The organism is Tessaracoccus antarcticus, from assembly GCF_003688855.1.
GTDB classification, from domain to species: domain Bacteria; phylum Actinomycetota; class Actinomycetes; order Propionibacteriales; family Propionibacteriaceae; genus Arachnia; species Arachnia antarctica.
In genome coordinates, this window is record NZ_REFW01000001.1 from 16,326 (window position 1) to 37,464 (window position 21,139).

Annotated in this window: 21 protein-coding genes; 10 read left to right on the forward strand and 11 right to left on the reverse strand. The window is 67.7% G+C overall.

Annotated features, from left to right (window positions below; translation table 11 throughout):
- Nucleotides 1-5: 5 nt before the first annotated feature.
- On the reverse strand, nt 6-953 hold the full coding sequence (ygfZ, locus tag EAX62_RS00080) for a CAF17-like 4Fe-4S cluster assembly/insertion protein YgfZ (RefSeq protein ID WP_121899671.1): 948 nt from the start codon (nt 951-953) through the stop codon (nt 6-8).
- 1 nt (nt 954) lies between these two features.
- On the reverse strand, nt 955-1,455 hold the full coding sequence (locus EAX62_RS00085; RefSeq protein ID WP_233557739.1) for an FABP family protein: 501 nt from the start codon (nt 1,453-1,455) through the stop codon (nt 955-957).
- Between the two features lie 124 nt (nt 1,456-1,579).
- Here EAX62_RS00085 and dtd point away from each other — a divergent pair, with 124 nt between their 5' ends.
- A complete protein-coding gene (gene dtd / locus EAX62_RS00090; protein WP_121899672.1) occupies nt 1,580-2,017 on the forward strand; it encodes a D-aminoacyl-tRNA deacylase in 438 nt (145 codons plus the stop codon).
- Between the two features lie 14 nt (nt 2,018-2,031).
- On the opposite strand, the gene EAX62_RS00095 is transcribed toward dtd, so the two are convergent.
- Complete coding sequence (locus tag EAX62_RS00095; RefSeq protein WP_147453950.1) at nt 2,032-2,802, reverse strand: NADase-type glycan-binding domain-containing protein; 771 nt, start codon at nt 2,800-2,802, stop codon at nt 2,032-2,034.
- Nucleotides 2,803-2,931: 129 nt separating this feature from the next.
- Here EAX62_RS00095 and EAX62_RS00100 point away from each other — a divergent pair, with 129 nt between their 5' ends.
- The 8 genes from EAX62_RS00100 to pstB all read left to right on the forward strand — a co-directional run bounded on the left by EAX62_RS00100 (nt 2,932) and on the right by pstB (nt 11,623).
- The gene (locus EAX62_RS00100) at nt 2,932-3,585 is read left to right on the forward strand and encodes a winged helix-turn-helix transcriptional regulator (RefSeq protein ID WP_121899674.1); all 654 of its coding nucleotides are present in this window, start codon (nt 2,932-2,934) and stop codon (nt 3,583-3,585) included.
- Nucleotides 3,582-4,436, forward strand: coding sequence for a mycothiol synthase (gene mshD, locus EAX62_RS00105; RefSeq protein ID WP_121899675.1), 855 nt, complete (start codon nt 3,582-3,584; stop codon nt 4,434-4,436). Before EAX62_RS00100 ends, mshD begins: the two co-directional genes overlap by 4 nt.
- 10 nt (nt 4,437-4,446) lie before the next feature.
- The gene (locus tag EAX62_RS00110) at nt 4,447-6,555 is read left to right on the forward strand and encodes an RNA degradosome polyphosphate kinase (protein ID WP_121899676.1); all 2,109 of its coding nucleotides are present in this window, start codon (nt 4,447-4,449) and stop codon (nt 6,553-6,555) included.
- A complete protein-coding gene (locus EAX62_RS00115) occupies nt 6,552-7,427 on the forward strand; it encodes an NUDIX hydrolase (protein WP_121899677.1) in 876 nt (291 codons plus the stop codon). Before EAX62_RS00110 ends, EAX62_RS00115 begins: the two co-directional genes overlap by 4 nt.
- A 148-nt stretch (nt 7,428-7,575) precedes the next feature.
- Nucleotides 7,576-8,682, forward strand: a complete 1,107-nt coding sequence (gene pstS, locus EAX62_RS00120) for a phosphate ABC transporter substrate-binding protein PstS (protein ID WP_121899678.1) — start codon at nt 7,576-7,578, stop codon at nt 8,680-8,682.
- Nucleotides 8,683-8,797: 115 nt separating this feature from the next.
- Nucleotides 8,798-9,757 carry a phosphate ABC transporter permease subunit PstC gene (gene pstC, locus EAX62_RS00125; RefSeq protein WP_121899679.1) on the forward strand — a complete coding sequence of 320 codons (960 nt, stop codon included), beginning with the start codon at nt 8,798-8,800 and terminating at the stop codon, nt 9,755-9,757.
- Complete coding sequence (pstA, locus tag EAX62_RS00130) at nt 9,757-10,827, forward strand: phosphate ABC transporter permease PstA (RefSeq protein ID WP_121899680.1); 1,071 nt, start codon at nt 9,757-9,759, stop codon at nt 10,825-10,827. The genes pstC and pstA overlap by 1 nt, the downstream gene beginning before the upstream one ends.
- Nucleotides 10,828-10,843: 16 nt before the next feature.
- A complete protein-coding gene (gene pstB, locus EAX62_RS00135; protein ID WP_121899681.1) occupies nt 10,844-11,623 on the forward strand; it encodes a phosphate ABC transporter ATP-binding protein PstB in 780 nt (259 codons plus the stop codon).
- Between the two features lie 34 nt (nt 11,624-11,657).
- Here pstB and EAX62_RS00140 read toward each other — a convergent pair whose 3' ends face one another.
- Together EAX62_RS00140 and EAX62_RS00145 are read right to left on the reverse strand one after the other, a co-directional pair.
- Nucleotides 11,658-12,668 carry a glycoside hydrolase family 3 N-terminal domain-containing protein gene (locus tag EAX62_RS00140; protein ID WP_121899682.1) on the reverse strand — a complete coding sequence of 337 codons (1,011 nt, stop codon included), beginning with the start codon at nt 12,666-12,668 and terminating at the stop codon, nt 11,658-11,660.
- A gap of 242 nt (nt 12,669-12,910) precedes the next feature.
- Entirely contained in the window at nt 12,911-14,323 is a 1,413-nt protein-coding gene (locus EAX62_RS00145; protein ID WP_121899683.1) for a mycothione reductase, read from the reverse strand.
- A gap of 45 nt (nt 14,324-14,368) precedes the next feature.
- Between EAX62_RS00145 and EAX62_RS00150 the strand changes: the two genes are divergently transcribed.
- Nucleotides 14,369-15,127 (forward strand): SDR family NAD(P)-dependent oxidoreductase, encoded by a 759-nt coding sequence (locus tag EAX62_RS00150; protein ID WP_121899684.1) that lies wholly within the window; start codon nt 14,369-14,371, stop codon nt 15,125-15,127.
- A 41-nt stretch (nt 15,128-15,168) separates the two neighbouring features.
- Here the strand turns inward: EAX62_RS00150 and EAX62_RS17010 are convergent, their stop codons facing one another.
- Genes EAX62_RS17010 through EAX62_RS00180 form a run of 6 tightly spaced genes read right to left on the reverse strand, consistent with a single transcriptional unit; the run spans nt 15,169 to nt 21,122 of the window.
- Nucleotides 15,169-16,629, reverse strand: a complete 1,461-nt coding sequence (locus EAX62_RS17010) for a GerMN domain-containing protein (protein WP_233557740.1) — start codon at nt 16,627-16,629, stop codon at nt 15,169-15,171.
- A 12-nt stretch (nt 16,630-16,641) separates the two neighbouring features.
- Complete coding sequence (ccsB, locus tag EAX62_RS00160) at nt 16,642-17,541, reverse strand: c-type cytochrome biogenesis protein CcsB (RefSeq protein ID WP_121899685.1); 900 nt, start codon at nt 17,539-17,541, stop codon at nt 16,642-16,644.
- A complete protein-coding gene (resB, locus tag EAX62_RS00165; RefSeq protein WP_407703301.1) occupies nt 17,538-19,178 on the reverse strand; it encodes a cytochrome c biogenesis protein ResB in 1,641 nt (546 codons plus the stop codon). Before resB ends, ccsB begins: the two co-directional genes overlap by 4 nt.
- Entirely contained in the window at nt 19,148-19,903 is a 756-nt protein-coding gene (locus tag EAX62_RS00170) for a cytochrome c biogenesis CcdA family protein (protein ID WP_121899686.1), read from the reverse strand. The genes resB and EAX62_RS00170 overlap by 31 nt, the downstream gene beginning before the upstream one ends.
- Entirely contained in the window at nt 19,900-20,466 is a 567-nt protein-coding gene (locus EAX62_RS00175; RefSeq protein WP_199711041.1) for a TlpA family protein disulfide reductase, read from the reverse strand. Before EAX62_RS00175 ends, EAX62_RS00170 begins: the two co-directional genes overlap by 4 nt.
- Nucleotides 20,463-21,122 carry a histidine phosphatase family protein gene (locus tag EAX62_RS00180; protein ID WP_121899687.1) on the reverse strand — a complete coding sequence of 220 codons (660 nt, stop codon included), beginning with the start codon at nt 21,120-21,122 and terminating at the stop codon, nt 20,463-20,465. The genes EAX62_RS00175 and EAX62_RS00180 overlap by 4 nt, the downstream gene beginning before the upstream one ends.
- Nucleotides 21,123-21,139: the final 17 nt, after the last annotated feature.

A 21,139-nucleotide genomic window follows, 5' to 3' on the forward strand; every position in this document is an offset into this window, starting at 1 on the left:
CCAGATCAGCGCAGGACGGGCCTCACGTGCAGGCCGACGTCGGGATCCACCAGCGCCTCCTGCGCCGCAGGGATGTCGTCGGCGAGCAGTTGGGCGTCGACGGGGACGTTGCGCTTCACGAGTCCGAGGGCGATCGGCCCCAGTTCGTGATGCCGTGCGCTGGATCCGACGAACCCGACGGCACGCCCGTCCAGCATCAGGGGGGCGCCCCCATCGGGCAGCGACGACAGGGAGCCGTCCAGGTGCAACTGCACGAGCCGGCGCGGCGGACGGCCGAGCGTGTGCACCCGTGCCACCGTCTCCTGCCCCCGGTAGCAACCCTTCTCCAGATGCGTGCCCAGCAGGCCGATTTCGTTGGGGATGGTTCTGTGGTCGGTGTCCACGAAAATCCGTGGCACCCCGGCTGCGATACGCGCCGCCTCGTACGCCCAGACGCCGACGGGCACCGCCGAGGACTCGTCCCCCGGCAGGACAGCGTCGACCGGGACGAAGACGTCAGACCCACCGATTTCGCTGTCCCTGACGGTCCACCCCTCTGGGACCGCGATTTTGTGTCCGAACCATGCCATGCGCAGGTCGCCTCGCAACCGCACCTCCACGCGGGACATGAACCGCATCCGGTCCAGCCACTCCACGAGCGCCGCACCCCTGCCGGGCTCGGTCCAGGCCAGAAAACTCTCACCGTCATCCACGCCGTGCAGGACGTGTTCGATGTGCCCGGTGGGCGCCAGGACCAGGGCTGTCGTGGCCACTGCAGGTGCCAGCGACTCAAGGTGCTGCGTGGTGAGCGCGTGCAGCCATGTCAAACGGTCCGGCCCCCTGACCTCGACGACGTCCCGGTTACCGAGGTCCGCCACGCCGAGGCCGTTGGCGATGGCGCGGCCCTCGGCCACGGGGTTGCCGTGGTGCCACACCAATCCGGCGTCAATGCCGTCATCCAGGAGAACCGCCATCTCACACCCTCGTCAGTCGGGCCCACATGTGCGGGCGCAGCTCATGCACGTCCGTGGAGCGGTCCAGGGCGTACATCAGGTCATTCTCCACCTTGCCGTAGAGGCGTTGGCCTGAGGAGTGCGTCACCTCGGCACTCTCGGCGCGGACGACGGCATCCGTCATCAGATCAATGCGGGTGACCTGGATCTTCCCGACGAGGATCTCGGTCCACCCCTCGGAGTTCGACAACACCACCTCCAACGACGCGTCGGACTTCGGCCGCCAGAAACCGGTCTCCATGCCCAACGGCCGGCCGGTCTCGCCATCCTCGAGGAGGAACGTCTGCGACACGTAATAGAGGTACTCGCCGCCGTTGTGGTTGAACTCGATGCGTTGTTCGAACGTGAAGTCCCCGCCGTCGTGGTCGGTGCCGTTGCCGGTCCCCTCCCACCGCCCGACGAGCCAACCGAGGGCCGTCAGCGCGGGATTGAGTCCCTTGGGCACCTGAATGTCCATCTGCATGTGCGTCATTCCTTCGTTGAGGGTGTTCATGACTCCGGCGCGCGTGACGCCGACACCCAGGGCCAAGTCTAGCGAGGGACCCCCGGTTGCCCCCGGTGTCACCGATGCCCTAGACAAGGGTGTCATGCGCGTCGTCATCACGAGAGTTGCCGAGGCCAGCGTCACCGTCGACGGTGACCTGGTGTCCCAGTTGCCCAGGCCCGGGCTACTGGTGCTGGTCGGCATCGCCCGGGGCGACGGCCCGCAGGACGCGCGTGCCGTGGCCGCCAAGACGTGGTCGCTGAGGATCCTCCGCGACGAACGCTCCGCCAGCGACACCAATGCCCCCATCCTTGTCATCAGCCAGTTCACGCTCCACGCGGCCACCCGCAGGGGCCGTCGGCCGTCCTGGAGTGCGGCCGCATCCGGGGATGTCTCGGAACCGCTCGTGGAGCTCTTCTGCCGGGAACTGGAGGCGCTGGGCGCCGAGGTGGGACGAGGCCGTTTCGGGGCGGAGATGCAGGTGGCGTCCGTCAACGACGGCCCCATCACCATCCTCATCGACACACAAGACTGGCGCTGAGGATCCCCGGGCCGTCACCTCACCTCGAGGAACTCCAGTGCGCTGATGGAGACGGCATCGTTCTTCTCGGACGTCTCGCCCGGGACGGTGGCGTCGAGCACCGTCATGGTGACGTCACCGCTGATGGTGGTGGGTGGGAACCTCACCTCCTGGAACTGGCGGTCATTGGCGGCCAGCGGCTGCACCACCCACGAGCCGTCGCTGAACGTCCACTTCACGGTCAGGATCCGCCGCTCCGCCAGGTACCGGGCGGTGCTGACCGTGTTGCCGTTGATGAGGCGCACCCCCACCAGCACCACCTCCGGCTCCAGCGTGAACGTGATGGTCTCCCCCGTGCCCGACCCCCAGCAGCGCCACAGCGAGCCGGGGTCGTCGTCGACGAGGTTGCTCGGTGGATCCGGGCTGAATCCCGTACCACTCAGGCAGCGACCCTCCGCAGCCAGAGCAGGTACGTCGCGCACCGGTCCGTCCCACGGCACGAGAGTGGCATCCGCCGAGGGCATGACGGTGGCCGTCATCGTCGGGGAGCCGACGGTCACCTCGGGCGCGGCGGGCCCGCCGCCCTGCACCACCACCAGTTTGCCGACGCCGAAGCCCAGCAGCAGGGCCCCCACCACGCCTGCCACCACGAGCGGCGGAGCGAACCCCTTCGCGTCGCGTGAGCGAAAGGGCACGCGTCGACGCTGGGACGCGGACCGCTCGGCAGCCTCAGCGCCCCGGAGCACATCCGGGGAATCGGTGGTGCCCTGATCCCGGAACAGCTTGTCCGGCAGGCGTTTGGGCATGCACGACATGCTACCCGTGGGCACCTGCGGGCCGCCCGCGCCCCGCCACGACCGTTGTCAGCGAACCACGGGAGGGGTCTGACGCATTACGATTGCGCACAGGCCCGGATGATCAGGAGGAGGCGACGCATGGGATCAGTGCTGTTCGTCTCTCCCGGCGCCACCATTCCCGGTGCCCTGTCGTTGCTCAACCACGCCACCTCGGCCGTAGCCACCACACCTGAGGCGATCGCCCGCATGGACGCGGCGGACGTGCTCGTGGTGGACGGGCGCGACGACCTCGTGTGGGCGCGGGCCGTCACCACGACGCTGCGGGCAGCCCGCGCCGACGTCGCCATCATGCTGCTGGTGCCACCGAACGGCGTGTCGCTGCTCGGTCGCGAATGGGGCTTCACGGACTTCGTCACCGACACCAGTGAGCCCGCCGAATTCGACGCGCGCATCCGTATGCTGATGCGCTCCGCCACCGATCGGCAGGTGCTGGCGTTCGGCCCCATTCGCGTGGACGAGGCCGCCTACCTGGCCACCCTCTCCGGCGATCCGCTGGACCTGACCTACACCGAGTTCGAACTCCTGCGCTACCTCATGGCCAACCCCGGGAAGGTGCTGACCCGGGAGGTCCTCCTCAGCCAGGTGTGGGGCTATGACTACTTCGGTGGAACCCGCACCGTCGACGTGCACATCCGGCGGCTACGCGCCAAGCTGGGCCAGTTCGACTGGTACATCGGGACGGTCCGCAACGTCGGATACCGCTTCACCTCAGCCCGGAAGGGATCGGAATGATGGAACTCGAGCAGCTCACGCCGCAGCAGCGCGACGAAGTGCAGCACCTGGTGCAGCGCATTGCTGAGGCCGACGGTGTCGCCCCCACGAACGAGTCCGCGGACCTCGTCATCGCGGGGCAGCGACCGGGCAGCTTCTTCTTCGCCACGGCTGGGGACGACTTGGTGGGGTTCGCCGTCGCCGACGCGCGCGACGGCACCATCCAGGCGGGGGTGCTGCCCGGGCACCGCCGCCGGGGGCACGGCACATCCCTGTTGCGCGCGGCGCTGGAGGCCCACCCCCACCACACGCTGTGGGCATTCGGCACCCAACCGGGTGCCGCAGGCCTGGCCGGGGCGCTGGGCCTGACACCGGTGCGAGAACTGCTGAAGATGGCCCGCCCGCTGGGGGAGGAGCCCGAGGCCCGGGTTCCGGCGGGGTGGACGATCCGCGCGTTTCGTCCTAGCGACGCCGACGGCGTCGTCGCCACCAACGCCGCCGCCTTCGCCCACCACCCGGAGCAGGGCAGGTTGACCCGTGACGAGTTCGACGCGCTCACCTCCCAACCCTGGTTCTCCGCGGAGGGGCTACTGGTGGCCACCCGCGGCTACGAGGATTCGCCGGTGGTGGGATTCCACTGGACGAAACGCCACGACGAGGCCACCGGTGAGGTCTACGTGCTGGCTGTGCATCCGGACCATGAGGGGCACGGCCTCGGACGGGCGCTTCTGGAGGCCGGCCTCGCGCATCTGGAGGCCGTCGGCTGCACCGAGGTCGTCCTGTTCGTGGAGGCCAGCGAGGAACGTGTGGTGGCGATGTATCGATCCGCTAGCTTTGTGACCAGCAACACAGACACCAGTTACCAATTGTGAGGAATCCGACATGGCCGTGGAGTACCTGGAGCAGGACCTGGACCGTGCCGACGCCCCCCTGCCAGCGAACCGGTACTCAGACCGGGAGATGCAGTGGCTGGAGTTCAACAACCGCGTCCTGGACCTGGCGAAGGACTCGGCGCGCGTCCCGCTCATAGAGCGCGCAAAGTTCCTGGCCATCTTCTCCAACAACCTTGACGAGTTCTTCATGGTCCGGGTGGCCGGGCTGAAGCGTCGCATCCACGCCGGCGTGGCCGTGCCGACGATCACCGGCCAGATGCCCGGTGAGGTGCATGCCGCCATCCTGCAACGCACAGCAGAACTGGTGGCGGAACAATCCCGCGTGTTCGAGGACGACGTCCGTCCGGCCCTGCGTGCGGAGGGCATCGAGATCCTCCACTGGGCGGAGTTGACCGCCGCGGAGAAGGACCGGATGCGCACGCTCTTCGCGGAGCGCGTCTTCCCCGTCCTCACCCCCCTGGCCGTGGACCCCTCGCACCCCTTCCCCTACATCTCCGGGTTGTCGATCAACCTGGCCGTCATCCTCCGCAACCCCAAGACCGGTGCCCGGCAGTTCGCACGCGTCAAGGTGCCCCCGGTCCTGGCACGGTTCGTCAAACTCGGCGAAGGTCGCTTCCTGCCACTGGAGGAGGTGATCGCCCGACACCTCGGCCAACTGTTCACGGGCATGGAGGTGGTCAGCCACACCACCTTCCGGGTGACCCGCAACGAGGACATCGAGGTGGAGGAGGACGACGCCGAGAATCTTCTGTTCGCCCTGGAGAAGGAACTGTTGCGCCGCCGCGTCGGCCGCCCGCCCGTGCGCCTGGAGGTGGAGGACGACATCGACGACAGGATGATCTCCCGGATCATCCGCGAACTCGATGTCTCCGACGCCGAGGTGTTCCGGCTGCCGGCACCACTGGACCTCTCGGGCCTCTTCGCCCTGGAGGACACGGTGCGGGAGGACCTGAAGTACCCCAACTTCCTGCCCATCACACACCCGGACCTTGCCGAGGTGGAGAGCGCCCGCCCCGCGGACATGTTCAAGGCCCTGAAGATGCGCGACGTGCTGGTCCAGCACCCCTACGACTCCTTCGCCACCTCCGTGCAGCGTTTCATCGAGCAGGCCGCGAGCGACCCGGCCGTGCTGGCCATCAAGCAGACGCTGTACCGCACCTCCGGTGACTCCCCCATCGTCGACGCCCTCATCGAGGCCGCCGCCCTGGGCAAGCAGGTACTGGCCGTGGTGGAGATCAAGGCCCGCTTCGACGAGCAGGCCAACATCGGCTTCGCCCGTGAACTGGAGAAGGCCGGCGTGCACGTGGTCTACGGCATGGTCGGGCTCAAGACCCACTGCAAACTGGCGCTCGTGGTGCGCGAGGAGGGCGACGGCCTACGCCGTTACGCCCACATCGGCACCGGCAACTACAACCCCAAGACCGCCCGCCTGTACGAGGACATGGGCCTGCTGACCAGCAATCCCATCATCACCGACGACATCGCCCGGCTCTTCAACCACCTCTCCGGCATGACCCAGGAGACGAACTATCGCCGCCTGCTCGTGGCCCCCCACGGCATCCGTGCAGGTCTGCTGCGGCTCATCGAGAAGGAAGTGGAGAACCATCGCAAGGGGCTGCCCTCCGGTATCCGCATCAAGGTCAACTCCGTGGTGGACGAGTCGATCATCGACGCGCTGTACCGCGCCTCGCAGGCGGGGGTGCGCATCGACGTGTGGGTGCGCGGCACCTGCACCATCCGGCCCGGGGTGCCGGGCCTCAGCGAGAACATTCGCGTTCGCTCCATCCTGGGACGCTTCCTGGAACACTCCCGACTCTTCGCCTTCACCGGCGCAGGCACACCCATGGTGGGCCTCGGCTCCGCGGACATGATGCACCGCAACCTGGACCGCCGCGTCGAGGCCATCGTCTCGCTGAGCAATCCCGCGCACATCCAGCAGATCGAGGAACTGTTCGACCTGGCCTTTGCACCTGATGTGGTCCACTGGGAACTGCTCGACGACACCTGGACGGCCCACACCACGGACGCCGAGGGCAAGCCGCTGGTCGATCTGCAGGAGGACCTGATCCGGCAGTCGAGACAGCGCCGCAACCGATGACCAGGAAGCCGGACGTCATCGCGGCCGGTGGTGTGGTGCTGCGCACCCACCACAACAAAGGTCAGCAGGTCCTCCTCATCCATCGGGAGAGCTACGACGACTGGTCGCTGCCGAAGGGCAAGGGTCTCCCCGATGAACTCCTGCCGGAGACCGCCATTCGGGAGATCCGGGAGGAGACCGGTGTCACTGCCTGCCTCGACCTGAGGTTGCCGACGCAGAAGTACACCGTCCCCAAGGGTTTGAAGGCCACCCACTACTGGCGGGCCCACGTGGTGGAGCAGCGTCCCCGCAAACCGGATGCGGAGGTGCAGAAGGTCAAGTGGTTCAGCATCGAGGAGGCCTTGGCGACGCTCTCCTACGACATCGACCGCACGGTTCTGACCGCCGCCATCGAACTGCCCGCCACCAACGTGTTGCTGTTGGTGCGCCACGGAAAGGCCATGCTGCGCAAGGACTGGACCGGCCCCGACCAGCGCCGCCGCCTCGGAGGCCGGGGACGCAAGCAGGCCCAACACCTCATGGACCTCCTCGATGCGTTCTGCATCCAGAGTCTCGTCAGCTCGTCCGCAACCCGATGCGTCCAGACCCTCGAGCCGTATGCCGAGTCACGCCGGTTGCCGATCCGCCACGTCGACATCCTCACGGAGGAGGAGGGGACGGAGCACCCCAAGCGTGTGGCGCGCTTCATGGCCGAACTGATGGCCGGACTGGACCGTCCCACGGTCGTCTGCGGGCACCGACCTGTCCTACCCGCCATGTACGAGGGACTGGGGATGGCGCCGAAACCGATGGTGGTGGCGGAGGCCGTGGCCCTGCACCTGGACGCCACGGGCACTCTCATCCGCTCCGAGGTGTTCAAGCCGAAGGCCTGAGAAATGGCCACTTGTTCACCGGTTGTTCACGCAATGGGTGGGCATCAGGCCACCTTGGCTGCCTAGTTTCTGGGGTGTGGCAAACACATCTCCGGGTTCCACCAGAACCCGCACACCAGAACGTCGTCAAGCCCTGGAAGGTACCGCAATGAAGTTGCGCCTGACTGCAGCCCTTGGTCTGGGGGCCGCCCTCATGCTCACGGCGTGCGCCGCCAATGAGGGCCAGACCGCCGAAACCACCCCGACGAGTGCCGTCTCGGACGGTGCAACCACCGGCGCCGCACCCCTCAAGGGAACGCTCAACGGCATGGGGGCCTCCTCCGTCAGCGTGGCGCAGGAGAACTGGATCGCCCAGTTCCAGACCGCCAACCCGGACGTCACCGTCCTGTACTCCCCCGACGGTTCCGGCGCCGGCCGTGACGCCTTCATGGGTGGCGGTGCCGACTTCGCCGGTTCCGACCGGGCCTTCACGTCCGAGGAGAACGTGGCCGGCGCATTCAAGAGCTGCGCACCCGATTCCACGGCCCTGGACCTGCCCGTCTACATCTCCCCCATCGCCGTGGTGTTCCACGTCGACGGCGTGGAGTCACTCAACCTGACCCCGGCCGTGCTGGCCTCCATCTTCAAGGGCGACATCACCAACTGGTCCGACCCGCTGATCACCGCATTGAACCCGGATGCGACGCTCCCGGACCTCGCCATCACGGCGGTGCACCGCTCTGATGACTCCGGCACCACCGACAACTTCACGACGTACCTCAGCAACGCCGCCGGCGAGGTCTGGGACGCGGAGCCGGACGGTGCCTGGCCGTACCAGAAGGGCGAGGCGGCCAAGGGCACCTCGGGTGTCATCTCGGCCGTCAAGGATGGCGTCGGCACCATCGGTTACGCCGATGCGTCACAGGCCGGCGAGGCCACGAAGGCCAGCATCGGTGTCGAGGGCGCTTTCGAGCAGCCCACGGCCGAGGCCGCCGCCGCCGCCGTCGAAGCGTCCCCCATCGCCGAGGGCAGGGCCGAGCACGACCTGGCCCTGGAGCTGGACTCCAAGGCGTCGGGATACCCGATCGTGCTGGTCTCCTATGCCCTGGCGTGCACCGACTACAAGGACGACGCCAAGGCGGACCTCGTGAAGGCGTACCTGAACTACATCGCCTCCGAGGAGGGGCAGAAGGTGGCGGCGGATGGTCCCGGCGCAGCCCCGCTCTCCGAAGCGCTCCGCGGGCAGGTGCTCGCAGCCATCGACTCGATACAGTGACACCGACCACCCTGATGGTCGACCACGCCCGCCCCGGCATCCCCGGGCCGGGCGTGGTCTGCCCGTTCGGTCCGCGCCTGCCACCGAACCGGCATGTCCCCTGCCCAGGAGCACGATGACCGCCGACACCGTCACGGATCCACCCGGCGCACCCGGGGCGTTGCGACGCACCTCCCGCCAGATCGGCGATGTGGTCTTCAAGGGGTTCTCCACGGGGTCGGGGATCACGATCCTCGTCCTGCTGGCAGCAGTGGCCACCTTCCTGGTGGGCATGTCCATCCCCGCGCTGACCGCTGACGCCGCCGACCTGCCCTTCGGCGACTTCTGGGCCTACGTTGCCCCCTACGCATTCGGCACGGTGTGGGCCGCCGCCCTGGCCATGCTGTTCGCGGTCCCGCTGTCCGTAGGGATTGCGCTGTTCCTCACGCACTACGCCCCCAAACGGGTCCGACAGATCTTCGGCTACATCATCGACCTGCTGGCGGCCGTGCCGTCGGTGGTGTTCGGGCTGTGGGGCATCAACGTGCTCGCACCCCTCATGCGTCCCTTGTTCGTGTGGCTGAACCAGTACCTCGGCTGGATCCCGTTCTTCGCCGGGCCTGTCTCCGGTACGGGGCGCACGATCCTGACAGCAGCCGTCGTGCTCGCCGTCATGGTGCTCCCCATCATCACGGCCATGTGCCGCGAGGTGTTCACCCAGACGCCCCGCCTCCACGAGGAGGCGGCTCTGGCGCTGGGCGCGACACGGTGGGAGATGATCCGCCAAGCGGTACTGCCCTTCGGGATGCCCGGCATCGTGTCGGGCTGCATGCTGGGGTTGGGCCGGGCGCTCGGCGAGACGATGGCGGTAGCCATGGTGCTGTCACCGGCCGCCGTCATCAACGTCCACCTGCTGACCTCCAGCAACCCCAACACCATCGCCGCCAACATTGCGCTGGCGTTTCCCGAGGCCTACCAGTTGGGTGTCAACCAACTGATCGCCACGGGCCTTGTCCTGTTCGTCATCACGCTCGCCGTCAACATGACGGCACGCTGGGTTGTTGCCCGGCGCAAGGAATTCTCGGGGGCCAACTGATGCCGAGATCACTGCCACCTCTCCAGGGCGTCGTGAACCCCCTCACCGCCGGTCGCCTTCCCCGCTTCACCGAACCGGCCCTTCTTGTGGTGTGCCTCGTGGTCACCACCGCTGCCCTGTCAGTCCTGAATGCCGGGAACCCGGGCGTCATCATCATCGTGGGCGCGCTGCTGTTCCTGCTGGTCAGCTTCGCCCTGGCCACCAGTGTCGAGGGCGTTCGCCACGCCAAGGACCGGCTCGCGGCCCATGTGGTCACCGGATTCTTCCTCATCGCCCTGGCCCCGCTGGTGTCGCTCGCATGGGGCACCGTCAGTGCCGGGCTTGCCCGCATGGACGTGAAGTTCTTCACCTATTCCATGCGCAACGTCATCGGCGAGGGCGGCGGCGCCGTCCACGCCATCTGGGGAACGCTCATCATCACGGGCATGGCCACACTGATCTCCGTACCAATCGGCCTCATGACTGCCATCTACCTCGTGGAGTACGGCGCGCGTCACCGGCTGGCCAGCGCCATCCGGTTCTTCGTGGACGTGATGACGGGCATCCCGTCGATCGTGGCCGGGCTGTTCGCCTACACGCTGTTCTCCCTGTTCTTCGGTCCGGGCACCAAGGTGGGCATCGCCGGCGCAGTTGCCCTGAGCGTGCTGATGATCCCCACGGTGGTGCGCTCCACGGAGGAGATGCTGCGGCTCGTCCCCAACGAGCTCCGCGAGGCCTCCTACGCGCTCGGTGTGCCGAAATGGCGCACGATCGTCAAGGTGGTACTGCCGACATCGCTGGCCGGCATCATCACCGGCGTGGTGCTGTCCATCGCCCGCATCATCGGCGAGACCGCACCCCTGCTGGTGACGGCCGGTATGAACCAGTCGCTGAACACCAACCCGTTCGACTCCCCCATGGCCACGCTGCCCGTGTTCGTGTACTACCAGTACGTGACGCCCGGCATCCCGCAGGATCCGTACCACGCCCGTGCCTGGGCCGGTGCGCTCACCCTGATCCTCATCGTGATGCTGCTGAACCTGGTGGGGCGGCTCATTTCCTGGAAATTCGCTCCCAAGCCCGGACGCTGAGAAGAGAGAAGCTGCAATGTCCAAGCGCATCGAGATCAAGGATCTCGACATCTACTACGGCAAGTTCCACGCCGTCAGTGGCGTCAACATGACCATCCAGCCCCGCTCGGTCACGGCATTCATCGGATCGTCGGGGTGCGGCAAGTCGACGGTGCTGCGGTCCATCAACCGCATGCATGAGGTGATCGACGGCGCCTACTCCACGGGGCAGGTCCTTCTGGACGGCGTCGACCTGTACGGCCCCGGCGTCGACCCGGTCCGGGTGCGACGCCAGGTGGGCATGGTGTTCCAGCGCCCCAACCCGTTTCCGACCATGTCCATCCGTGAGAACGTGCTGGCCGGGGTCAGATTGAACAACTCCAAGGTCACACGTCCACAGGCCGAGGAAATCGTGGAGAAGTCGCTGCAGGCCGCGAACCTCTGGAAGGAGGTCAAGGACCGCCTCGACCGCCCGGGGTCCGGCCTCTCCGGTGGCCAGCAGCAGCGACTCTGCATCGCGCGTGCCATTGCCATCGCCCCCGACGTGGTCCTCATGGACGAGCCCTGCTCAGCCCTTGACCCCATCTCCACGCTGGCGATCGAGGACCTCATCCACCAGTTGAAGGAGGAATACACCGTCGTCATCGTCACCCACAACATGCAGCAGGCCGCTCGGGTGTCCGACCAGACGGCGTTCTTCAACCTCAAGGAGCAGGGGAAACCCGGCGAGCTCATCGAGGTGGCCTCCACCGAGAAGATCTTCCACAATCCGGACCAGAAAGCCACGGAGGACTACATCACGGGTCGCTTCGGCTGATCCTTCTGGGTCTGTCGGGGCAGTGCGCGGGGCCCTACGCCGAGCACGTCAGCAGGCCGGCGTCGGCTTTGAGCTCCAGGACCCGGGCGGCGGAGCCCGCCACCCGGGTGGCGAACGCCTCATCTGCCTCGGCGGCGGCCAGCGTGTCGGCCACCATGGCCTTCAGCAGGGCGGGGTCCGCGTTGATGGCCAGGTCACCGCCCGCCTGGATGAAGCGCGTGCCGCGTTCTGCGGCGGGGACGTCCTTGACGGCCACGGCGGCGCCCAGGTCGTCGGCAATCACCACCTTGTCGAAGCCCAGCTCACCGCGGAGGATGTCGGTGATGATGATGCTGGAGAAGACGCCCTCATGGTCGGGGTCGAGGTTCATGAAGACCCCGGAGGACACCATGACCGACGAAGCGCCCGCCTCGATCCCTGCCGTGAAGACGGACCAGTCCTCGTCGCCCGGCACAACGTCGGTGTCCTTGGCAGCACCGAAGTCCGTGTTGGTGGTGACCTTCCCCAGCCCGGGGAAGTGTTTCAGCGACGTGGCGATGCCCGCCTCCGCCATTCCCTCGGTGAACTCGACAACGCCGCGGGCGGCAACTTCCCGATCGTTGCCATAGTTGCGCTTCAGCGCGCCGATGGGGGCGTTGCTCGACTGCTTGGCCTGCGGCACCACGTCGGCAACCGGCGCCAAGTCGTACTGGACGCCCACGGCAGCCAGCTCCTGGCCCCAGCCGCGCGCCGCATCACGCAGCTCGCCAGCAGGCATGGCCGACTGGTCGAGTGCGGTGGGAATAGCGCTGAATCCCGGGCCCTTCAGCCGCTGGACCCGGCCGCCCTCCTGGTCGGCAGCCACCATGAGGGGCATGGCATCGGTCCCCAACGCTGACACGGCCTTCGTCACCTTCGTGATGGCGGCGGCACCGGCCGTGGAGTTGCCGAGCAGCACCACAGAGCCTGTGTGCGTGTCGCGGATGGCCGTGGACGTCGCCGCGTCCAGACCTGCCGTGGAGACGCCCACCATGTACAACTGCCCCACCTGCTCGGGAAGTGTCATGCCGGCGACAATGTCGCGGCACCCTGCAATATCCGCCTCCGTCGCTGACGGGGACGGTGACGGAGACGGTGGCGCTGATTCAGTGTGGGGTGCCGTCGGTGACGAACTCGCAGATGCGTTCGTGGCCGGGCTGACGCCCGGCCCGGCGGTGGGCCCGGGGGCACAGCCGGCAACGAGGCAGGCGAGGGCAGCAAGTGAGGGAAGGAGTCGGCGCACGGGGTTCAGGCTACCGGCCGCGATCCTCAGCGCGCGTCGAGCGCCTCGCGCTTCTGGTTGGCCATCAGGCCCAGCAGCGCGTTCTCCACCACTTCCGGGAGCGACGGATGAATCCAGTACTGGCCGCGCGCCATGTCGGGGACACTGAGGCCGAAGCTCATGGCCTGGATGAGCGGCTGGATCAGGGTGGAGGCCTGGGGTCCCATGATGTGGGCCCCCAGCAGCCGCCAGTTGCGGGGATCAGCCAGGAGCTTCACGAAGTGGCCCTGGTCCTCCATGGCCCAGCCGTAGGCGACGTCGCCGTATCGCTGCCGCGACACAACATGCGGCGTCCCCCACTCCAGCAACTGCTGCTCCGTGGCCCCCACCGCGGCGATCTGCGGATGGGAGAACACGGCGTGCGGCACGTAGCGGTGGTCTGTCTCGACGAGGTCGGACTCGAGTGCCAGAAGGTTGTGCTGCACCGTGCGCATCTCCGCGTTGGCCACATGCTTGAGCAGGTGGTCCGAGGACACGTCACCCATGGCCCAGATGTGCTCGACGCTGGTGCGCTGCGCCCCGTTGACACGGATCTGCCCCTCATCGCGCACCTCGACGCCCGCAGCCTCGAGGTTGAGCTTCTCGGAGTTGCGGATCCGTCCCGTGGCCACGAGGACGGCGTCGGCGAAGTACACGTACTCGACGCCGTTGCGGTCCTTGGTGACCACCTGCAGGTCGTTGGCCGGACCGTGCTCGACGACGTCCACCTTCTGGTTGAAGATCAGCCTCACCGCGCGGGACAGATGCCCCGCGAACGCACGGCTGATCTCCTCGTCCTCACCCCGCAGCACGGTCCCGGAGCGGTTGATCACCGTCACCTCCGTCCCCAGGGCGGAGAAGATGTGGGCGAACTCGGCGGCGATGAACCCGGCACCCAGGATCACGAGCCGCCTCGGCTGCTTGTCCAGGCGCATGATGTCGTCCGACGTGTGGATGCGGTCCTGCAAGTCCTCGGGGACGTCGATGCCCAGCGGTCGGGGCCTCGAACCCGTGGCGATGACAATCTGGTCGGCGCTGATGCGGTCCTCCCCCACCTGGAGGGTGTGGGCGTCGATGAAGCTTGCGGTGCTCCGGAACACCGTCACGTTGTTGCTGCGTTCCCGCCAGTCGAGGCCGCCCACCGAGATGGGGTCGATGCGGCCGAAGATCCTGTCCCTCATCTTCGCCCAGTCGGCGCCTTCGAGGCGCAGGTCGACACCGACCCGCGCCGCATCCCGGGGGCTGACGGCGAAGTCTGCGGGCAGCACGAACATCTTGGTGGGGATGCAGCCACGGTTGAGGCAGGTGCCGCCGAACTCCTCGTTGTCGTCGATGAGGGCCACCTGGAGGCCGTCGAACCTCTCGTCGATGAGGGAGTTACCGGAGCCGGAGCCAATGACGGCCACATCGAAATGCTGCATGCGACCATCATGGCACGCCGGGACAACGCCACTAGAGTGGCCGACATGAGTAGCTGGGCAGTGGTGACGGGCGCCTCGGGCGGTCTGGGTGAGGCGTATGCACGCGAGTTGGCGGGCCAGGGATCCGACGTGGTCCTGCTGGCACGCAGCGCGGAGAAGATGGAGAGGCTGGCGTCAGAGCTCTCCGCGGAGCACGGCGTGGAGACGCTCGTGATTCCGTGCGACCTCTCCGACGCCACTCAGCGGGCAGCCCTGGTGGCGAGGCTGGACGGCCTCGACGTCCACACGCTCGTGAACAATGCCGGATTCGGAACCTTCGGCATGCTGGGCGAACTGGAGCGGGCCCGGATCAGCCAGGAGGTGGGCCTCAACGTGGTCGCGCTCACAGAGCTGACGCATGCCGTCATCCCCCAGATGATCACCCGGGGTCGCGGCGCCATCATCAACGTGGCCAGCACCGCAGCCTTCCAACCCATCCCCCAGATGGCCACCTACGCTGCCACGAAGTCCTATGTCCTGAGCTTCAGCTCGGCGCTGTGGGCCGAGCTCAGCGGCACCGGTGTGCGAGTGGTGTGCATCTGCCCGGGCCCCACGGACACGTCATTCTTCGACAACGCTGGCAATGGCGACGCCATGGTGCAGCGACGCAGCCCTCAACAGGTGGTGGCGTCCACGTTCGCCGCGTTGCGAGCCGGCAAGCCGTACGTGGTGGACGGGGCAGGCAACAAGCTGGCGGCGCAGGCCACCCGCTTCATCCCCACCAGCCTGCTGGTGCAGGCGGCCAGTTGGGTTGCCACCCGCTGACACGCTTCCGCGTGCGGCACCGTCCCTCATGACACCCTGGCTCAGGACACCGTGACGGTTTTGTCCTCGGACACCGAGCGCAGGCGTCCATCGGATCCCTGGATCTGGGTCGTCGCCTCCAGCAAGTAGGTTCCCGGGGTCAGCGACACCGTCACGGACCAGACGCGCCACCCATCCTGGTTGGCCTCGGTTGCGGTCTGGGCCGTGGTGCTGCTCACCACGGTCCCGTCCTGGTCCTTGATCCGCAGCAGCGGCGCCGAGGCGTCCGGCTTGAGGGTGCCGACGATCACCAGTTGACCGGCGGACAGCTTGGCGCCATTCTTGGGCGACGACAGCCACAGCGCAGGCATCGGGTCAAGCCCGCGCCGGCCGAAGCCCTCCTCGCTGCGCAGCATCTCCGGTGGCGCCCGGCCGTCAGACTTGAACAGGACCCGGAGTTCGGGGTCACCGACCAGCTCACTGGCGGTGTAGACCATCTGGTCCACGGCGGCCTGGGCCCTCCTCGGGGTGGTCAGGTCCTCGAAGGCGGAGGCGGACAGGTCGAGTGTCAACTTGTGGCCCGTCATCGTGACATCGTTCAACCGGCCGCCGCCCCACAACGAGTCGTAGTCCGAGTCCAGCGGTTGGAGGGGCGTGAGAATCGCCGAGATCGCGGCCCAGACCAGGTCGTTGGTTGCGGGGAGATCACGCAGTTCCCGGTACAGCATCATGTTCTGGCGCCCCACGTAGTACACGGGGACCGCACGGACCTGGGCTGGCAGGGAACGGGACGCGGACGCCATCGGAGCGACCGTGGGGCTGACGGTGGGTGATGCCTCCATGTTCGTACCCGGCGTGGTGAAGGCAGCGAGCCAGAACCCCAGGGCGAGGGCACCCACGAGCAGCGGGATGAGCGCTTTCAGGGCCACGCCCTTGCGTCGGCCTTCGTTGAGCGAGCGCAACTCGGCCTCGAGCGTCTCGGTGCCCGCCGGCTGCACCAGCCGTGCGGAGGAGCGGAGCGCGGCCGTGACCTCCTGCGACAGTGATTCGATGACGCCGGGGGAACTACCCGGCGTCGGGTCGCCGATGGCGCGACGCAGTTGGTCCAGTGACTCCTCCAGCCTGTGGTTCGCGGACCGGACCGTCATCCGCAGGATGCCGGCCAGTTCCGGACCGAACACGCTGAGGTAGTGGCTGATCACCATCACCTCGCCCAGCCGGATGGGCAGGGCGGCGATCGCGGTCAGGATCTCCTGTTGTCGTGCCTCAGCCACCTCGGGCAGGTGCAGGGTGCCCGACGGGCCACGTACGCTCCTGGCGTCATGCACCACCACCTCGGCGAGGAACTCCACCCTCTCGAGCGGATCAACGAGACGGTGAGCACGGCGCGAGAGACCGATGAGAGCTGCCCGCAGGATGTGGCCGGACTCCGATTCGGCGCCCAGCATCACCACGAGCCGATGCAGGCTCGTGCCCTGTTCCTCGTAGAGGTCGACCAGCCACTGGGTCTCGGATTCGCTCACATCGTCGCCCCATCAGATCCCGGCGTAGGAGTGCAGGCCACTGAACAACAGGTTCACGCCCACGAAGTTGAACCAGAAGGACACGACACCCACGATGGCGATGATGGCCGCTGGGGTTCCCTTCCAGCCGGCTGTGGCGCGGGCGTGCAGGTAGGCGGCGTAGATCACCCAGGTCACGAAGGACCACGTCTCCTTGGGATCCCAGTTCCAGAAACGGCCCCACGCGTACTGCGCCCAGACGGCACCCGCCGCGATGGTGAAGGTCCAGAGCGGGAACGCGAAGGCGTGCAGCCGGTAGGCAAACAGGTCGAGTTTGGTGGAGTGGGGAACCTTCGCGAGGTAGCCGCTGACAACCGGTCCGTCCGCCTCCGCGCGCCGGCGCAAGAGGTAGAGGGCGGAGGCGACGGCACCGAGGTTGAAGGCGGCGCCGGATATGGCGGCCGCCACGATGTGGATGACGAACCAGACGGAGTGCAGGGCCGGTACCAGCGGGGCGACGTCGACGTAGAACACCGTGACGGCACCGCCGAGGCCCACGGCCGCCAGCAGTGTGACGCCGATGCCCAGCCAGCGGGCCCCCAGCTTCCAGACCACCACGAGGTAGGCCAGGACTGCGAACATCACGGACGCCGACACGAACTCGTACATGTTGCCCCAGGGTGCGCGGCCTGCCGCGATCCCGCGGGTGACCACCGCGAACGCATGCACCAGGAACGCCACCACCGTCACGCCGACGGCCAGGCGCCCGAAGAGGTCCACGCGGATGCGCGCCACATCCTCGGAGCCGTCCTGCGGACGCACGGGGGCGAGTCCCCGTGCGGCGGACCACTCAAGGCTGTGGAGGAAGAAGGCGATGAGATAGCCCACCGCCGCCGCCACCATCGACAGGTCTGACAAGGCGGATGCGGTCATGCACCTGTTCCCTTCGGGTCGGCGGGATCGGACATCCCCCATTGTGCCGCGTGCCCCGCAGGGTCCCCAACAGTGTCGCCCGCGTCCGGCTCCTCATCGGCGACCGCGGCCGCCAGATGGGCCACCTCCTCGTCGAGGCCGGTGGCCGCATCGGTGCGGTCAAGGCCGCCGACAACCGCCCCATCGCCGTCGATCCGGACGAAGAGCCGGCGCGGCCTGACGAACAGGCTGACGCACAACCCGGCCACCGCCACCATGAGCGCAATCAGTGTCAGGGTGTTGCCGGGTGTCTGGCTCACCTGGAGCTTCACCCACCTGGACCAACCGTCGAACGTGACGGTGCCGAGGCCATTCGGCAGCGCCAGCCCGGTGTTGGGTGTGAGCCGCATGCGCAGCACCTCACCGTCGTCGCCGGGAACGGGTGAGAGGCCCGTGGTGTCGAGCGAGTAGATGCTCTGGGGAATCCCCGTCTCCTTGGCCGGCGGACCGGACCAGGCGTTGAGGAACAATTCCGGGTTGGCGGCGTCGGGGAACACCGAGCGGGGACCCTTGTCGTCGAGGACGGCCGTGGGGAAGAAGAACCCCTCGAACGCGAGCCGCTGTGGCCGGGCGTCCGGCGCATTGATCACCCCGACGGAGGAGAAGTTCCCGTCCTGCGGCAGGAACACCACCGGCCCCGAGAACGCCACGTCCCCGTTGCCGTCGGTGATGGTGATGAGCGGCGCGTAACCATGGCCCAGCAGGTTGATCTGGGTGCCACCGTTGGTGATCAACGGCGTGTTCACCTGGATGAGGTCCGTGGTGGTTTCACCGTCGTCTGTGAACGTGACGTCCGCGTCGAAGCGGCGCGCCGCGCCGCGCTGCACCTCACCCGTCTCAAACTTGGTGTGGAAGGCGTCGACTTTCAGGGTGAACGGTTCCAGGGAGTCGCTGTTCTTCCATCCGCCCGCGGTGAACTCGTCGTATTGCGTGATGACGTTGCTGAAGGATTTGCCCTCCACCACCACGGCACTGCCGTGGAAGCCCAACAGGTTGGACCAGGCGAGCCCGAACAGCAGCACCACGAGGCCGCTGTGGAAGACCAGGTTGCCGGCTTCACGGGAATACCCGCGTTCCGCGCTCACACCTTCGGCGACGCGCCGCGTCCGGTAGCGCTTGCCGTGCAGCCACGTCTCCGCCCGGGTGAGGGCCTCCTCGGCGGTGCCGCCGACGGTGGTCCTGCGATTGACGGGCAACCGGTCGGGGCGTGACGGCAGCGTGGGGGGAGGTTTGCGCAACGTGCGCCAGTACAGCGCGATCCGCGGCAGGATGCAGCCCACGAGCGACATGAACAGCAGCAGGTAGATGGCGGAGAACCACACCGAGGTGTAGACGCTGTACATGCCGAGCGGCGTGAAGACAGCATCCAGGACGGGGTTGGCGGCCTTGAAGTCGGCCACCTCGACGGGCGAGATGGTCTCCTGCGGAATCATCGATCCGGGAACGGCAGCCAGCGCCAGCATGAACAGCATCACGAGCGCGGTGCGCATGCTGGTCAGTTGCGTCCAGCACCAGCGCACGAACTCTCCGGTGCGCATGGCCGGGGCACTGCCCCCTGTCCGGGGGCTCACAGGATCGTCCCGAACGAGGACACCCAGTTGCGCAGCTGCGCCATGGCACCGTCCCACAGCCCCGTCACCATGGCGAGGCCGACCACCAGAAGCAGTACTCCACCGGCCACCTGCATCGCCCGCTGGTGCCGCATGAGCCACCCCAGGTGGGGGCTCAGCCGCGTGAAGGCGACGGCGAACGCCAGGAACGGCAGCCCGAGACCCAGGGCGTAGAAGAAGGCGAGGGTGGCGCCCTTGACGGCGGACCCCTCGGAGAGGGCCAACGTCAGCACCACCGACAGCGTGGGACCGATACAGGGGGTCCAGCCCAGCCCGAACGCGATCCCCAGGAGCGGCGACGCGGCCACACCCATCCTGGGCATCATCGACAACCGGACCTGCGGGGGCAGCGGCAGCCACCCGACGAAACCGGCGCCCAGCACGATGATGATGATGCCCGCCACCACGGTGATGAGGCGTTGGTGTTCCAGCAGCAGAGCACCCAGGCCGCCGAAGAGGGCTCCCGTGAGGACGAACACGGCGGCGAAACCGAGCACGAACCCGACGGTGCCCAGCACCAGGGCACGCCGGTTGCCGGTACCGTCGCTGATCTGCGCAGCACCCAGGCCCGATGCGTAGGAGAGGTAGCCGGGCAGAAGCGGCAAAACGCAGGGCGACGCGAAGGACACGACGCCGGCCAGCACCGCCACCGGCACGGCCAGCAACAACGACGAACCCAGCGCCTGGCTGATCCAGCCCTCGAGCAGAATCATTTTTTCGCGGTCACATCTTCGACCACGCCCACCAGCGTGGACGTGCTCAACTCACCGAGGATCCGGGCCGCGACCCGCCCCTGTTCGTCGATGACGAGCGTGCTGGGGATGGCCTTGGGTGGCACCTGTCCGAAGCCGAGCAGCAGCGAGCCGTCCCGGTCGTACAGGTTGGGGTACTCCACGCCGAAGGCACGGACGAAGGCCTGCGCCGGAGCTGGGTCGTTGTCGCGCGTGTTGATGCCGATGAACTGGACCTCGGGCATCTGCTCCGCCGCAGCCACCAGAGCGGGGGCCTCGGCGCGGCACGGCGCGCACCAGGAGCCCCACACGTTCAGCACCATCACCTTGCCGGCGTAGTCGGCCGTGGACAGGGGGTCGCCCTCCAGGGTCTCCCCCGACAGTTCGGGCGCCACCTGCCGCTCGTCAGGCGGGAGGACCAGGATGGAGCCGTCACCGCCCTCGAAGCCGACAGATCCGTCCGGGCCGGTGCCGCCGCCCGTGCCGCTGCAGGCGCTCACGAGGCACAGCACCGCGGCGAGTGCCGCGACGGGCCACCGGGTCACGTGCCGACCTTGAACTTGCGCCGCGAGGTGCTGGGCAGCAGGTCCTTGGCGGGCTCCTCGTACTCGATGGCGGTGATGCGGCCCTCCCTGAGCGTGAATGACGTCACGGAGGCAAGTGTGCAGCGGCGACGACGCGGGTCGTGAGCGAAGCGCAGACCCTCCGCGTCGCTGCGGGCGATCCAGATGGGCAATTGGTGGGACACGATGAGCGCCTGCCCGCCCGGTCCGGCAGCCTCGGCCGCATCGGTGATTGCCGCACGCATGCGGGCGGCGATGTCGACGTAGGGCTCCCCCCAGCTGGGGCGGAGCGGGTTGAGCACGTGGCGCAGCATGCGGGGGTCGCGCAGCGCCTTGTTGCTGGCACCAAACACTTTTCCCTCGAAGACGTTCTCGGCCTCGATGACACGCTCGTCGGTCACCACCTCGAGCTCAGGGAAGAGCGCCGCCGTGGGAGCCATGGTCTCCCGTGCGCGCTGCAGCGGCGAGCACCGCAGGTGGGTGAGGGGAACCCCGGCCCACCGCGTGGAAAGCAGGGCCGCCATCTCGTGTCCGAGCTCGGACAACCCGAAACCGTCCAGGCGGCCGTAGAGCACGCCGTCGGGGTTCTGGACCTGCCCGTGACGCATCACGTGCACGATGCGGGTTTCCTCAGCCATGCATTGCTCCTTGGTCA